The sequence below is a fragment of the Zoogloea sp. GDB6 genome (genome assembly GCF_056724105.1).
The window spans coordinates 851266-866290 of sequence record NZ_CM161497.1 but is presented as its reverse complement, the minus strand read 5'-3'; the positions used below and the strand labels follow the sequence as shown (position 1 = coordinate 866290).

At 67.0% G+C, this 15025-nt stretch carries 13 protein-coding genes; 6 read left to right on the top strand and 7 right to left on the bottom strand.

All coding sequences use genetic code 11. From position 1 onward, the window contains the following. Positions 1–3 precede the first annotated feature (3 nt). The 3 genes from AC1PQG_RS03915 to AC1PQG_RS03905 all read right to left on the bottom strand — a co-directional run bounded on the left by AC1PQG_RS03915 (position 4) and on the right by AC1PQG_RS03905 (position 3767). Positions 4–726 (bottom strand): CoA transferase subunit A, encoded by a 723-nt coding sequence (locus AC1PQG_RS03915; RefSeq protein WP_481121352.1) that lies wholly within the window; start codon positions 724–726, stop codon positions 4–6. A gap of 336 nt (positions 727–1062) precedes the next feature. Beyond that, positions 1063–2604 carry an AMP-binding protein gene (locus tag AC1PQG_RS03910; RefSeq protein WP_481121351.1) on the bottom strand — a complete coding sequence of 514 codons (1542 nt, stop codon included), beginning with the start codon at positions 2602–2604 and terminating at the stop codon, positions 1063–1065. After that, positions 2601–3767: an acetyl-CoA acetyltransferase gene (locus AC1PQG_RS03905; protein ID WP_481121350.1), complete on the bottom strand. Its 1167-nt coding sequence runs from the start codon at positions 3765–3767 to the stop codon at positions 2601–2603. The genes AC1PQG_RS03910 and AC1PQG_RS03905 overlap by 4 nt, the downstream gene beginning before the upstream one ends. Positions 3768–4142: 375 nt before the next feature. Here AC1PQG_RS03905 and AC1PQG_RS03900 point away from each other — a divergent pair, with 375 nt between their 5' ends. The 3 genes from AC1PQG_RS03900 to AC1PQG_RS03890 all read left to right on the top strand — a co-directional run bounded on the left by AC1PQG_RS03900 (position 4143) and on the right by AC1PQG_RS03890 (position 8041). Then, on the top strand, positions 4143–5384 hold the full coding sequence (locus AC1PQG_RS03900; RefSeq protein ID WP_481121349.1) for a CobW family GTP-binding protein: 1242 nt from the start codon (positions 4143–4145) through the stop codon (positions 5382–5384). A 203-nt stretch (positions 5385–5587) separates the two neighbouring features. After that, the gene (locus AC1PQG_RS03895; RefSeq protein ID WP_481121348.1) at positions 5588–6625 is read left to right on the top strand and encodes a zinc-dependent alcohol dehydrogenase family protein; all 1038 of its coding nucleotides are present in this window, start codon (positions 5588–5590) and stop codon (positions 6623–6625) included. A 96-nt stretch (positions 6626–6721) separates the two neighbouring features. Further along, positions 6722–8041, top strand: a complete 1320-nt coding sequence (locus tag AC1PQG_RS03890) for a methyl-accepting chemotaxis protein (protein WP_481121347.1) — start codon at positions 6722–6724, stop codon at positions 8039–8041. A 46-nt stretch (positions 8042–8087) separates the two neighbouring features. Here AC1PQG_RS03890 and AC1PQG_RS03885 read toward each other — a convergent pair whose 3' ends face one another. The 3 genes from AC1PQG_RS03885 to leuA all read right to left on the bottom strand — a co-directional run bounded on the left by AC1PQG_RS03885 (position 8088) and on the right by leuA (position 12417). Continuing rightward, positions 8088–9269 (bottom strand): porin, encoded by a 1182-nt coding sequence (locus AC1PQG_RS03885; RefSeq protein WP_481121346.1) that lies wholly within the window; start codon positions 9267–9269, stop codon positions 8088–8090. A 61-nt stretch (positions 9270–9330) separates the two neighbouring features. Then, the gene (locus AC1PQG_RS03880; RefSeq protein WP_481121345.1) at positions 9331–10395 is read right to left on the bottom strand and encodes an NAD(P)-dependent alcohol dehydrogenase; all 1065 of its coding nucleotides are present in this window, start codon (positions 10393–10395) and stop codon (positions 9331–9333) included. Positions 10396–10716: 321 nt separating this feature from the next. Further along, entirely contained in the window at positions 10717–12417 is a 1701-nt protein-coding gene (gene leuA / locus AC1PQG_RS03875) for a 2-isopropylmalate synthase (protein ID WP_481121344.1), read from the bottom strand. Positions 12418–12551: 134 nt separating this feature from the next. Here leuA and AC1PQG_RS03870 point away from each other — a divergent pair, with 134 nt between their 5' ends. Both AC1PQG_RS03870 and AC1PQG_RS03865 read left to right on the top strand, forming a co-directional pair. Then, positions 12552–13028, top strand: a complete 477-nt coding sequence (locus AC1PQG_RS03870; protein ID WP_481121343.1) for an Lrp/AsnC family transcriptional regulator — start codon at positions 12552–12554, stop codon at positions 13026–13028. Positions 13029–13124: 96 nt separating this feature from the next. Next, positions 13125–13823: a hypothetical protein gene (locus tag AC1PQG_RS03865; RefSeq protein ID WP_481121342.1), complete on the top strand. Its 699-nt coding sequence runs from the start codon at positions 13125–13127 to the stop codon at positions 13821–13823. On the opposite strand, the gene AC1PQG_RS03860 is transcribed toward AC1PQG_RS03865, so the two are convergent. Continuing rightward, the gene (locus AC1PQG_RS03860; RefSeq protein WP_481123064.1) at positions 13750–14439 is read right to left on the bottom strand and encodes a hypothetical protein; all 690 of its coding nucleotides are present in this window, start codon (positions 14437–14439) and stop codon (positions 13750–13752) included. The genes AC1PQG_RS03865 and AC1PQG_RS03860 overlap by 74 nt on opposite strands. Here AC1PQG_RS03860 and AC1PQG_RS03855 point away from each other — a divergent pair. Then, positions 14332–15015, top strand: a complete 684-nt coding sequence (locus tag AC1PQG_RS03855) for a hypothetical protein (RefSeq protein ID WP_481122962.1) — start codon at positions 14332–14334, stop codon at positions 15013–15015. The two genes, AC1PQG_RS03860 and AC1PQG_RS03855, sit on opposite strands and share 108 nt — an antisense overlap. Positions 15016–15025: the final 10 nt, after the last annotated feature.

Sequence of the window (15025 nt, the reverse complement as noted above, 5' to 3'; positions counted from 1 at the left end):
GGTTTATTCCTCCACCACGGCGGCACGACGACGAACCGTGCGCTGCTCGATCTGTTTGTCCACCTGCGCCAGCGGCACCAGGCGATCCACGAAGATGCCCGGCGTGACGATGTGGTCCGGATCGATCTCGCCGGGCTCCACCAGCTGCTCGATCTCGGCCACCGTCAGCCCAGCGGCGCTGGCCATCATCGGGTTGAAGTTGCGCGCGGTCATGCGATAGACCAGGTTGCCCTCGGTATCGCTCTTCCATGCGTGAACCAGCGCCAAGTCCGCCTTCAGGCCACGCTCCTGCACATACAGCTTGCCGTCGAACTCGGCCAGCGGCTTGCCCTCGGCAATCACCGTACCGACTCCAGTCCGCGTGTAGAAGGCCGGAATGCCCGCGCCGCCGGCGCGGATGCGCTCGGCCAACGTGCCTTGCGGGTTGAATTCCACCTCCACCTCGCCGGCCATGTACTGGCGCGCGAACTCGGCGTTCTCGCCGGCATAGGAACAGACCAGCTTGCGCACCTGGCGGGTCTTGAACAATTTACCGAGCCCCATGCTTTCGGTACCCGGGTTGTTGGAAATGATCGTCAGCCCACGCACGCCGGATTCCAGCACCGCATCGATCAAGGCCGCCGGAATGCCGCACAGCCCGAAACCACCTGACATGATCGTCATGTCGTCGCGCAATACATCAGCCAGGGCAGCCCTGGCCGACGAATGGATTTTTCTCACAGACACCTTGCATCCTCTCTATTCAAGAATTGCCCTGTCTTTCAAGCAGCCATTTCCCCGTGAATTGGAGCAACGGCCCTTCCGTGCAATCCTTATTCAGCAAGAGCGGTGCCAGCGACAATATCCATTTGATTAAAAAGGAAATAGAAAAACAACCTGGATTTTCTGGAGGAATTGTCGTCCTAATAGCGGTCGCCCCCTCCGAATGCTCGTACGAAATTCGGGCACCCGTCGGTCGATGATGCGCGGATAGAGCCTGAAGCCTCCTGCCACTCCTGGCCCGCGGGCTGCGGGAACGAATTCATTCGCTCCCGCAGCCTCTGGAAAGGCGCGACAGAGCCCCTAGCCGCCCGGCACCTCCGCGAGCAAGCGACGCAGGCTGGTCTTCAGCACCTTGCCGTAATTGTTCTTCGGCAAAGCGTCCACAAAGCGGTATTCCTTCGGACGCTTGAAGCGCGCCATGCGTTCCAGGCAGTGACGGTCAAGGACTTCCGCGCCAATACCCTTGCCCCCCTCTTCCAACACCACGAAGGCCACCACCGACTCACCCCATTCCGCATCGCGGCGGCCGATCACCGACACTTCGCGAACCCCCGGATGGGCGATCAGCACCTCCTCCACCTCCCGCGGGTAGATGTTGGAACCGCCGGAGATGATCAAGTCCTTGGAGCGGTCCTTAAGGGTCACGAAACCATAGGAATCCATGCTGCCCATGTCGCCGGTCCACAGCCAGCCGTCTCGCAGCGTCGCCTCGCTGGCCGCCGGGTTGCGCCAGTAGCCAGACATCACTGCGTCGCCGCGCACCACCACCTCGCCGACCTCGTCGCTGGCCAGGCTGCGCCCATCGGCATCGACGATACGTACCTCGGCCAGCGCCTGGGCAACGCCGACGGACGCCACGCGGGACGCCCAATTCGGATCCGCGTGGTCCGCCAGCACCTCCCGGGACAGCGCAGTGATCGTCATCGGCGACTCCCCCTGGCCGTAGATCTGCACGAAGCGCGGCCCCATCACATCGAGGGCGCTGCGGATGTCGTCGGCGTACATCGGGCCACCGCCGTAGACGATGGTCTGGAAGCCGGACGGGTCGGCGCCGCTGCGCTGCACCCCGTCCACCAGGCGGCGCACCATGGTCGGCGCGGCGAACAGGCACAGGCGGCCCACTGAGCGGGACAGGGCGATCAGCTCGTCCGGCTCAAAGCCGCCGGACTCCGGGATCACGTGGCGGCAACCGCGCAGCATGTAGGGGAAGCTGTAGAGGCCGGCCCCGTGGGACAGGGGCGCCGCGTACACCGAGGCATCGTCGCGGGAAACCGGGTCCACATCAGTGAAGAAACAGGCGGTCATCGTCTGCAGGTTGCGGTGGCTCAGCATCACCCCTTTCGGCTGGCCGGTGGTGCCGGAGGTGTAGAACAGCCAGGCCAGCGCGTCGGGCGCCCGTTCCTGCACGGGGATCGCCAATGCAGTCACCGCGCGCAGGTAATGACCATCGCCGGGCACCAGCAGCGGCACCACCTCGCCTTCGTCCTGCTGCACCGGGGCCAGCTCGCCAGCTAGGTCCGCCGACACGCAGGCCAGCCGCGCGCCGGCGTTGCCGATGATCCATGCCGCCTCACGGGGATGCAGCTTGGCGTTGATCGGCACCGCCACCAGGCCGGCCCACAGGGTGCCGTAGAGGCATTCCAGGTATTCGGCGCAGTTGCTCATGTAGATCGCCACCCGCTCGCCGGCCTCGAGCCCGAGGTTCTGGCGCAGGTAGCCGGCCAGGCGCGCCGAGCGTGCGGCCAGCGCCGCGTAGGTATGCAGCTGGCGCTCGCCGACGAGGAGCGCCGGGCGCTCGGGGCAGGTCCGCGCCGAGCGCGCGAGGATATGGGCCAGGTTCATTTCCGCCTCTCCAGGATGCTCACGTAGTTGGCGACCGCCGCGCCGCCCATGTTGAAGACGCCGCCGAGTCGCGCTCCTTCCACCTGCATGTCGCCGGCTTCCCCGGCCAGTTGCATCGCCGCCAGCACGTGCATCGACACGCCGGTGGCGCCTATCGGATGGCCCTTGGCCTTGAGGCCACCGGATACATTGACCGGCAGCGCGCCGCCCGGATGGACCGTACCGTCCGCCAGCCGGTCGGCGCCGCGCCCCGGACGGGCCAGGCCCATCGCCTCGTAGGTGAGCAGTTCGGCGATGGTGAAACAATCATGCACCTCGGCAAAGGACAGGTCGGTGACCCGACAGCCGGCGCCGGCCAGCGCCGTGCCCCAGGCCCGCCGCGGCCCGTCGAAGCTCAGCACGTCACGGCGGGAGATCGGCAGGAAGTCGTTCACCTGAGCCCGCGCCCGGAAGCGGATGGCCCGGTGTGCGTTGGAGAGCAGGGCATCGTCGGCGAGCACCAGCGCCGCCGCCCCGTCCGACACCAGCGAGCAGTCGGTCTTGCGCAGCGGCCCGGCGATGCGTGGGTTGCGCTCAGACTCCGTGTTGCAGAACTCGAAACCGAGATCCTTGCGAATCTGCGCCCACGGGTTGCGCACGCCATTGGCGTGGTTCTTGGCAGCGATCCGCGCCAGCGTCGCCGAGTGGTCGCCGTAATGCTGGAAGTAGGCGTCGGCCAGTTCGCCGAACAGGCCCGGGAAAGTCATGCCGTGGGCGGCCTCCTCCCGTACATAGGACGCCGAGCCGAGGATGCGCGTGACCTCCGGGCCGGACACCGCGGTCATCTTCTCCGCGCCGACCACCAGCGCAAAGCCGGCGCGCCCGGATTCGATCGCGTCGCAAGCCGCGAACACCGCGGCTGCGCCGGACGCGCAAGCATTCTCCACGCGGGTCGCCGGACACCAGCGCAGGCGCGGATCGGCCTGCAGGACCAGTGAAGAACAGAAGATATCCGGCACGAAGCCACCGTTGAGATGGCCGAGCCAGATGCCGTCCACGTCCGCCGGATCGACCCCGGCATGGGCCAGCGCGTCGCGGCTGACGCCACCGATCAGCGCCTCCAGGTCCATGTCGTCCAGCCGTCCAAAGGGCGAATGCGCCCAGCCGATGATGCTTACTCCCATGTCGTCTCCTTTTTTCATTCGATGTGGATGCGGCGGCAGCCGCGCCGCCGACACGACGAAATGGCAAGGGCCATGCCCGTCCGGGCGGTTTCTACGCCGGCCGCCAAGCCCTTGAATCGGCGGCGCAAATCACCATCGCCGGCAACCCTCCAGAGCAGCGGCCGGGCAGCGCGACCGGATTCCGGACGCTCTTGCGCCTTGTTGCGGCTGCTTCCCGGACGTCCCACCGCACTCACGCCCGCGCCGATTCCCCGCCAGCCGGCTTCCCGGGCGCCGTGCGGCGTCCATGGCCGCCGTGGCACAGCCCTTGCCACGTCCTCAGCGGGAGGACACCTCCGCGACCGAAAAAACGACCACAACACCAGGAGACATTCCATGACCCCCTCTTCCGTCGACCGCATCCCGGTCAGCCTGCTCACCGGCTTTCTCGGCGCCGGCAAAACGACCCTGCTCAACGCCCTCATGCGCAACCCGGCCCTGGCCGGCACGGCGCTGCTGATCAACGAATTCGGCGCGGTCGGCGTGGATCACCACCTGGTGGACCGGATCGACGACAGCACCGTGCTGCTCGATTCCGGCTGCCTGTGCTGCAGCGTGCAGGGCGACCTGGTGAAGGCACTGAAAACCCTGCACCAGCGCAGCTCCCGCCGCGAGATTCCACCGGTCGCACGGGTCCTCATCGAAACCACCGGCCTCGCCGACCCGGTGCCGGTGGTCTACACGCTGATGGAGGAGCGCTTCATCGCCGCCCGCTACGTGTGCGACAGCGTGCTGACAGTGGTGGACGCCACCCACGGCGAGGCCCAGCTCGATACCCACCCGGAAGCCGTGCGCCAGGTGACGCTGGCCGACCGCCTGCTGATCACCAAGGGCGACCTGGCGGGCTCCAGCCAGCTGGCCCGGCTCAACGCCCGCCTGGCCGAACTCAACCCCGGCGCGCCGCGCATCGAGGTGCGCCACGGCCAGGTGGAACCGGCCCGCCTGTTCGGTGGCGGCGTCTATGCGCCGGGTGACAAGCAACCCGACGTGGCGGCCTGGCTCGGCGCAGAACGCGCGCGTGACGCCGAGGCTCACCGCGCGCCACCGGCGATCAGCTGGACGCGCCAGAGCAGCACCCGCGCCCCGGTCCATACCCCGCGCCACGACGGCAGCGTATCCAGCTTTGTGGTGCGCCTGGAAGCGCCCGTGCCGTGGTTCGGCCTGGCGCTGGCGCTGGGGCGCATCCTGCAGCAGTACGGCCCCCAATTGCTGCGCGTGAAGGGTCTGGTCAACGTGGCCGGCGAATCCCGGCCGCGGGTCGTCCAGTGCGTGCAGAGCGTTGCCTACCCGCCGGTCACCCTGCCCGCCTGGCCGGAGGAAGGCGTCTTCGAAGACCGGCGTGGCCGGCTGGTCTTCATCACCCGCGATCTGCCGCCGGACGCCGCCGAGGCGATCCGGACCGCCCTCGCCCAGTTGCCCGGCGACGCGGCGGCCATCCGCGCCACTGCCGCCAATCCGCTGCTGCCGACCCGCTGCTGGTTCTCGGAACGGGTCGCCCTGACCGCCCCCGACAGCCTGCAGCTCGAAGGCTGGGTGGTCCAGCCGCGCCGCTTCGCGCGCAGGACGGTCAACGTCTGATCGTCGGTCGGCCGGCGTCCGGGGATCAGACGCCGGCCGACCGACCGCCTGCCGGCATCAACCAGAAATGCCTTTCAAAACAGCGCGCTCCGCTGCAGCTGGAATGCTCCTGCCCGAATGGCATGACCCCTGCTGTAAAGCCCCGCCCCGTGGCCGTCCCGGCGGCGGGAGCAGCAACCCATAACATGATCGGAGAAGAAACAATGAAAGCCCTCGTTTACGGCGGTCCCGGCAAGAAATCCCTGGAAGAACGTCCCATGCCGGTGCTCAAGGACGCCAGCGATGCCATCGTGCGCGTCACCAAGACCACCATCTGCGGCACCGACCTGCACATCCTCAAGGGGGACGTGCCCACCGTCGCCCCCGGCACCGTGCTCGGCCACGAAGGGGTCGGCGTGGTCGAATCGGTCGGCGCCGGTGTCACCACCTTCAAGCCCGGCGACCGGGTGCTGATCTCCTGCATCACCAGCTGCGGCAAATGCGAGTTCTGCCGCAAGGGCATGTATTCCCATTGCACCACCGGTGGCTGGCAGCTCGGCCACCTGATCGACGGCACCCAGGCCGAGTACGTGCGCGTGCCCCACGCCGACACCAGCCTCTACCCGATCCCCGCCGACGCCGATGAGGAAGCCCTGGTAATGCTCAGCGACATCCTGCCCACCGGCTTCGAATGTGGCGTACTCAACGGCAAGGTGCAGCCGGGCAGCACGGTGGCCATCGTCGGCGCCGGCCCGGTCGGCCTGGCGGCGCTGCTGACCGCCCAGTTCTACTCGCCTGCCCGCATCATCGTGGTGGACCTGGACGACAACCGCCTCGACGTGGCCAAACGCTTCGGCGCCACCGACGTGGTGAACAGCAGCGACGGCAAAGCCGCCGACGCGGTGAAAGCGCTCACCGAAGGCCGCGGCGTGGATACCGCCATCGAGGCGGTGGGCATCCCGGCCACCTTCGGCATCTGCGAGAACATCGTCGCCGCCGGCGGCGTGATCGCCAACGTCGGCGTGCACGGCACCAAGGTGGACCTGCACCTGGAAACCCTGTGGGCCCACAACATCTCCATCACCACCCGCCTGGTGGACACCGCCACCACCGGCATGCTGCTGAAGACGGTGCAGGCCAAGAAGCTCGATCCGTCCCTGCTGATCACCCACCGCTTCACGCTGGAGCAGGCCCTTGACGCCTATGCCACCTTCGCCAGCGCGGCCAGCAGCAAGGCCCTGAAGGTCGTCATCTCGGCCTGAGGCCCGCCACTCCGCAACACGTAGGCCGGGGATGCCCGCGACGGGCATCCCCGCGCCCGCCCCTATCTGCCCCTTTCTCCACGGAGATCGACCAACGTGTTTGCCAATCGCCAGTGGCTTGCCCACCTGGAGCACTTCGCCGATGCCCTCGCCGGCGAGACCCCGCTGCTTACCCCGTTCCGGGCCTCCCGCCGCCTCGCCCAGCTCGACATCCGTCTGCAGGAAGCCCACCAGGGCGCCCTCAGCCGGGCGGCGGAAAACCGTCGCCGCGTGGATGCCCTCGAAGAAGAAACCATCCGCCTTGAGACTGCCCTCGCCGACGCCCGCCGGGAAACCGCCGAACAGGCCGAGCGTTTCGAACTGATCAGCAGCGCCAGCGGCGAGGGGCTGTGGGACATCCACCTGGTGGCCGGCGACCCGGCCCATCCGGACAGCGTCGTCTGGTGGTCGCCCCAGTTGCGCCGCCTGCTCGGTTTCGACGATGAACGGGATTTCCCGGACCGGCTGGAGAGCTGGAGCAAGCGCCTGCACGCGGACGATGCGCGCCGGGTCGCCGCTGCCTTCGGTGCCCACCTGGCCGACCGGGGCGGCCACACGCCCTACGACATCCAGTACCGGCTGGCCCGCAAGGACGGCAGCTACCGCTGGTTCCGGGCCATCGGCACGACGCTGCGCGATGCGTCCGGCACGCCGCTGCGGGTGGCCGGCTCGCTGCTGGACATCCACGACACGTTGGAGCAGGACGCGCTGCTCAAGCGTAGCCTGGAGCGCTTCGAGCTGGTCCGCGAGCTACTCAGCGACGGCCTGTGGGACATCGAGATCGTAGGCGGCGACGCTCTCAACCCGGCCAACACCGTATGGTGGTCGCAGCAGCTGCGGCGCATGCTCGGCTTCAACGACGAGACCGACTTTCCGAACAGCCTGGAAGCGTGGTCCTCGCGCCTCCATCCGGACGACCGGGAGCGCGTGCTGAAGGCCTTCCTCAACCACCTGGCCGACCGCAGCGGCCGCACGCCCTACGACGAAGCCCACCGGCTGGCCCTGAAGAACGGCGAATACCGCTGGTTCCGCGCCTCCGCCCAAACCCGCCGAACGCAGGACGGCACGCCGCTGCGCGCCGTCGGTGCCCTCACCGATATCGACACCCGGCTGCGCGAGAACGAGCAGCGGGAGATCCGTGCGAAACAACAGGCCAAGCTGGAGGCCACGCTGCACCGCATCGGCGAGCTGGTCGGCACGATCAAGGAGATCGCCGACCAGACCAACCTGCTGGCCCTCAATGCGGCCATCGAGGCGGCCCGCGCCGGCGAAAGCGGCCGCGGCTTCGCGGTGGTGGCCGACGAAGTGCGCAAGCTCGCCGAACGCACCCGCGAGACCACCGCGCGCATCGGCAAGATGGCCACCGAAGAGCCCTGAGCGGCAGCGCCCGGCGCTACGCCGGGCCGGGCGCTGCCGCGACGGTTCAGAAGCTGTAGCTCAGCCCCAGGTCGAAACCGGTGGTGCCATATCCGCCCACCGGCGAGCCGACACCGCCCGAGTCCACCGCCGTGCGGGCCGGGTTGGGCTGGATCGAGCAGATGCCGTTGGCGCTGTTCCGGATCTTCGCCACATCCGCATACAAGTAGGCGCTGCGCTCGAACAGGTAATACACGCCACCGATACCCCACTTGCGGCAGCTCGCATCGAGGGAGGTCTTGTCGTCGAGCACCACGTAGGACGCCCGCACGCGGGCCTGCTCGCCCCACACCGGCGCCGATGCGCCGACCATCCAGCTGCGGTGGTTGAGCAGCGCGCTATAAGTGGCGAAGCTGCCGTCGAAGACATCCTTGTAGTTGTCGGTCTTGATGCTCTCCCAGTAGCCGTGCAGCTTGAGCGGGCCGAAGTCGTAGGACACGCCGCCGACCAGGATGTTGGTCTTGTGCTCCTCGCTGCCCTTGGGCGCCAACTGCTCGAAATCGAGGGTCAGGTTGAGCGGCCCCTTCGCGTAGGACGGAATCAAGGCCCACAGCCGGCCGTCACCCTTGTTGCCCGGGTTCTCCTGGCCCACCAGGCTGGTCGTGTAGGCGGCCAGGAAGGACAGACCGTTCCAGGCCGGCGAGATGTAGGCCACCGCGTTGTCGGCGCGGGTGCCATGCACCTGCACCGACGCCATGTTGGCCACCGTGCCGTTGGCGAAGGGATCGTACTTGCCGGCCACGCTGTAGCGGCCGCCGTCGATGCGCCCCATCACCACCGTGCCGTAGCTGCCGCTGAGTCCGACGAAGGACTTGCGGCGGAACAGGCTGTGGCCCTGGGCGTCGCTGAGGGTTGATTTGCCGTCGTCGATGGAGATGCCTGCTTCGAGCTGGAACAGCGCGGTGATGCCGTTGCGCAGGTCGCGGCTGCCCTTGAAACCGAGACGGCTCTCCGACTCGATGCCGCTGGTCAGCTCCGATTTGTGGCCCGAGAAGCTGCTGCCGGCCTGGGCCGCGTAGGCGCCGTTGCTGCCGCTGCGACTGAGCAGGCCACCATCGAGGGTGCCGTAGATGCTCAAGCGCCCCTTGTTCCCGTCGAGCAGGGTGAAACCTTCATCGGCCATCGCCGGCCCGAAAAGGGCGCACAGGGCCGCCCCTGCGCAGAGCTGCGCATGGAATTTTGCGTTCATGTCGTATTCCCGTTGCTGGATTCGCCGGGCTGCGCACAGCCCGGCAGATAGGCGTCCCGCCTCAGTCGAAATGGATGACCGGCTTGATGATGCCGTCGGCCTTGGTGGTCATCAGGTGGAGGGCCGTCTCGATTTCCGAGAACTTGAAGTGGTGCGTGGTGAGGCGGGTCGGATCGACGCGCTCGCTCTCGATCAGGCGCAGCAGGCGCCCCATGCGCTCGCGGCCACCCGGACAGAGCAACGTAGTGATGGTCTTCTCGCCCATCCCGACACCCCACTCGGCGCGGGGGATCTTGATGTAGTCGCCGTGACCGAAATAGCCGATGTTGGAGATCACGCCACCGGCCCGGGTCGCCTTCACGCAGTTCTCGAAGGTCGGCTGGGAGCCCAGCGCATCCATTGCCGCATCGGCGCCGTGGCCGCCGGTCAGGCGCAGGATCTCGGCGATCGGGTCCTGCTCCTTGAAGTTGATCACCACGTCGGCACCGTAGTAGCGGGCCAGCTCCAGCCGCGACGGCACACAGTCCACGGCGATCACCAGCCCGGCGCCGAGCAGGCGGGTGCCGGCCACGGCCATCAGGCCAACCGGCCCCATACCGAACACCACGCCCGAGCCGCCGAGCGGGATGCGGGCGTTTTCAGCGCCCTTGAAGCCGGTGGACATCATGTCGGTGGTGTAGCACGCGGCCTCGTCCGACACCCCGTCGGGAATCGGCGCCAGGTTGGCCTCCGCGTCATTGACGTGGAAGTACTCGGCCATGTTGCCGTCCTTCTGGGCAGTGAACTTGTAGCCGCCGAGCATCACCTGGCACTGGGAGGTGAAGCCGCGCTGGCAGTTCTCGCACTTGTAGCAGGGGGTGATCGCATTCACCGCGACCCGCTGGCCGAGCTCGAAGCCGCGCACCGCGCTGCCCAGCGCGTGGATCACACCGACCGCCTCATGGCCGAGGACCCGGTCCTTCAGCTCGCCGAGGCCGCCCTCGATGGTGTGGCAATCGGACGTGCACACCATCGCCACCGTCGTTTTGACGATCGCGTCGTTGGGACCGGCCAGCGGGATCGGCCGCTCCTGCACCGCCACGTCGTGCAGGCCCCGCATGACGAGGGCCTTCATCGTATTTGCCATTTCTGCTCCTCCAGATTTATTTGCCGCTCACGGCTGTCGTTTTCGGAATGACTTTTCCATTTCGGAAAAGCCGGGCCGAATCAGCAAACGATGTGCCAGACAAATAAACGGATGGATTAGAGTGGCGCGGAGCCTTTATTTCCGCGGCATGCAGATCAATTGACGGGCGATTCGTTGACAATTCCCGACGCACTGCAACAACCGCGTTCACAACGCCTCCGTCCGATGCCGTCCGCATTCAGGACGACACCGGACGGTAAATTGGCAAATTGGAGTTGCCGGCCGGAAGCCCCCGAGCGGGAGCCTCCTACGCCGCAGCGCTCAGGCCGACTGCGCCTCGGCCTTGGGCGCCACACGGCCTGCCGCCTGGGCCCGATTCACGCCGCTGATGAGGGCCTTGATCGACGCGGTGACGATGTTGGCGTCGATCCCGACCCCGTAGCAGTCGCTGCGGGTCTCGCCGGCCATTTCCATGAAGGCACAGGCCTGGGCGTTGCCATCGTCGCCGATCGGCACCATCGAGCGCTCCTCGTAGCTGCGCACCTGGACCCGGATGCCGGCGCTCTGAAGGGCATGCACGGCAGCGTTGATCGGGCCGTTGCCTTCGCCATTGAGGATGCGCGCCTGGCCGTCGATCTCCACGCTCAAGCGGATGCCCTGCACGGTGCCGTTCTCGACAAGGTGATGGCTGCAGTAGCGAACCGGGGCGGCGGTGTCGAGATAAGTCTCGGAGAACAAGCGCCAGATGTCATCGGCGCTCATCTCGCCGCCGTGGGCGTCGGTATAGCGCTGCACGACGCCGGAGAACTCCACCTGCAAGCGGCGCGGCATCACCACGCCGTATTCGTTCTCCATCAAGTAGGCGATGCCTCCCTTGCCGGATTGGCTATTCACCCGGATCACCGAATCGTAGCTGCGGCCGACGTCGGCGGGATCGATGGGCAAATAGGGGACGTTCCACGGCGCATCCGCCTTTTGAGCGGAGAAACCCTTCTTGATGGCGTCCTGGTGGGAGCCGGAGAAGGCCGTGAAGACGAGATCACCCACGTACGGATGACGCGGATGAACAGGCAACTGGGTGCAGTGCTCGTAGGTGCGGGCGACGGCGTTGATGTCCGAGAAGTCGAGCTGCGGATCGACGCCCTGGGTGTGCATGTTGAGGGCGAGGGTCACGAGGTCCACATTGCCGGTGCGCTCGCCGTTGCCGAAAAGGCAGCCCTCGACACGGTCGGCGCCGGCCATGAGGCCGAGCTCGGCGGCGGCCACGGCGGTGCCGCGGTCGTTGTGCGGGTGGAGGCTGATGATCACGCTGTCACGGCGGGCGAGGTTCTTGTGCATCCACTCGATCTGATCGGCATAGATGTTGGGCGTGGCGATCTCGACGGTGGTCGGGAGGTTGAGGATCACCTTGCGCTGCGGCGTGGCACCCCATGTCTCGGTCACCGCGTCGCAGACCTCCTTGGCGAAGTCGAGCTCGGTGGCGGTGAAGAGCTCCGGGCTGTATTCGAGGGTGATCTCGGTTTCCGGCATCTCGTCGGCGAGCGTGCGGATGAGGCGCACCGCATCGACGGCCATTGCCACCACCTCGGCCTTGCTCATGCCGAAGACGTTGTCGCGGAAGGTCTTGCAGGTGGCGTTGTAGACGTGAACGATGGCCTTCCTGGCGCCCTTGAGGGATTCGAAGGTGCGGCGGATGAGGTGCTCGCGGGCCTGGGTGAGCACTTCGATGCTCACGTCGGCGGGGATGTGACCACCGTCGATCAAGCCGCGCACGAAGTCGAACTCGGTCTGCGAGGCCGACGGAAAGGCGATCTCGATTTCCTTGAAGCCGATCGCGCAGAGGGTCTTGAACATCTGCATCTTCTTGTCGGCGTTCATCGGCTCGAAGAGGGCCTGATTGCCGTCGCGGAGATCGGTGCTCATCCAGATCGGCGCCTTGTCGATGACACGGCTGGGCCACTGGCGGTCGGTGAGTTGTACGGGCGGGAAGGCGCTGTACTTGGCGGGCGTCTGTTGCGGCATTTTCGTGCTCCGGAAGATTGAATTCGATGGAGTGAATCTTACGGAAAGAGGCGTGGCAGGTGCTTGCGTTCTACGCGTCAAAACACCATAAAATAGACACATAATTTCAACAAATAATTAATTTACGCAATTAAATGGAACTCGACCGCTACGACCGGCAAATTCTCGCCATCCTTCAGCAGGACGGGCGGATCAGCAACCAGGACCTGGCCGAGCGCATCGGCCTGTCGCCGTCTCCTTGCCTGCGCCGCGTACGGGCGCTGGAGGAGTCCGGCCTGATCACCGGCTACCGGGCCCTGCTAGACGCCAAAAAGCTCGGCCTCAGCCTGATGGCGCTGATCGGCATCTCCATGGACCAGCACACGCCGGAACGCTTCGCCAGCCTGGAGACCACCATCCGCGACATTCCGGAAGTGCTCGAATGCCTGCTGATCACCGGCCAGCAGTCGGACTACCAGCTCAAGGTGGTGATCCGCGACATGGACGCCTACCAGGACCTGCTGCTCAACCGCATCACCCGCATCCAGGGCGTCACGGGTGTGCACACCAGCTTCGTGCTGCGGCGAGTGGTGGATCGCACCGAGCTGCCCGTGGGACTGGATAGCCGCTGAGCGCAGGCGAAGCAGCGGTGCGGGCTTGAAGCAATTAGTGTTATTTTGTACAGTAAATACATCATTTGCTAGAAGTGTCCCCAGGACGCGATGCCCATGACCGCCCAGATGAGTTTTGACTTCCCCCACGACGCGGCACCGATTCCCGCCGCACTCGCCCCCCGCCGGCGGATGTCCCGCGCTGCGCTGGCCGCCGAGCAGGCCCCCACGCAGCTGGCTTTCGTCAATGCCAGCGGCAGCCTGGTGGCACCGTCCGCACCCGCCGCAACGGCCCGGCGCCCCTTCGCCGCTCCCGTACCCAAGATCGTCGAAGCCCCGGCCAACAAGGGCGACGCGATCCGCGAAAGCCGCCTGTGGCAGGAGGATGGCTGGACCGCGCGGGTGCTGCGCAACGACGGCGAATGGAGCGTCGAACTGCGCCGCGACGGCGACAGCGAAGCCGCGCTGCTGGCCCCGTGGGACCTGGACCGGGACCTGCGCAATCCCAAGCCCCTCAACTACGGCGAGTTCCTGACCCTCGTGAAATCGGCCGAGGAAGTCATGCAGCGCCAGCGCCAACAACTGCAGGCCCGCCTGCACAAGCGCCTGACCGTCTTCGCCCAGGACGCCGAGTGGCATGTGACGCTGGACATCGTGCCCGACGAATACGAACCCCACGCCCTGCTCAGCGCCTTCAGCGCCGACGGCGAGCTGATCGCCCAGCAGCGCGTGACGCCGGACTTCAAGCTCGGCACATCAACGGCCCAGGCCTGGATCGACGGCGATTTCCGTCAGGCCGGCAGCGACGGCTTCTGAAGCCGGCCTTGTCCGGCTGTCGCCGCAGCCAGTTGATCTTTGACAGGCTGCAGGCAGAATCGCGCAGCATCGGAACGGGCCCGCCCCGTCCGCCCGCCTCCACGAAAGGAAACCCGTGCGCTCCCTCCACCGCCTTCTGCTCCCCCTGCTCACGACCGCTTGGCTGGTCGCCCCCGCCCACGCCGACGACGCGCTGCGGCACTGGATCGACGGCCCCCAGCGCAGCGAGAAGAACCGCCAGCGCGATCCCGCCCGCCAGCCAGCGGCGACCCTCGAATTCTTCGATATCAAGCCCGGCCAGACGGTCGTCGAGATCTGGCCCAGCGTCGGTGCCTGGTGGTTCGAGATCCTCGCCCCCTACATGCGCGATCACGGCCATTACATCGCCGCCCTGCATGCCGGCGACCACAACCCCGCCGCCGCCCGCGCCGAGCACGACGCCATCGGCGGCCTGATCGCCAGTCAGGCTGCGCTGTACGGCAAGGTCGAGCTGGCCCTCAGCCCCGGCCTGACGACGACGCTCCAGCCAAACTCCGTCGACCTGCTGCTGACCTTCATGAACCTGCACAACTGGATCACCGACGGCAACGCCGACGCGGTGATCCGCGAATTCCACGCAGTGCTCAAGCCCGGTGGCGTGCTCGGCGTGGTCAGACCACCGCGCCCGCAACGACCGCCCGTCCGCCGAGCAACTGCAGGCCGGCTACCTGCGGGAAGACGAAGTCATCGCCCGCATCGAGAAGGCCGGCTTCAAGCTCGTCGCCCGCTCCGAAGTCGCCGCCAACCCGCTGGACACCAAGGACCACCCGGCCGGGGTATGGACGCTGCCACCCACGCTACGCCTCAAGGACCAGGACCGGGCGCGCTACCTGGCCATCGGCGAGAGCGACAAGTTCACGCTCAAGTTCGTCAAGCGCGCCGGGCAATGAGAATCGGCCGGCGCCCCAGGGTGCCGGCCCGCCCTCAGCCCCGGCCGGCTAGCGAGCGCCTCCCGCGGGCCCGGCCGCAAGGCTTTCTGGCTTGCGGGCAAGTTTTTTTCGCTTGCGACCAAGGCGCGCCCGCTCGCGCGCAAAGCGGAATGTGCCGGCGCCGACGCATCCAGCCTTGCCTGCAACGGTACGGCACTCGGGCGCAAACTCACGCGCCTCGGCGCCACACCGGTTTTGCTTGCACGCAAGCGCTGCCGGCGTGAAGGCAAACCG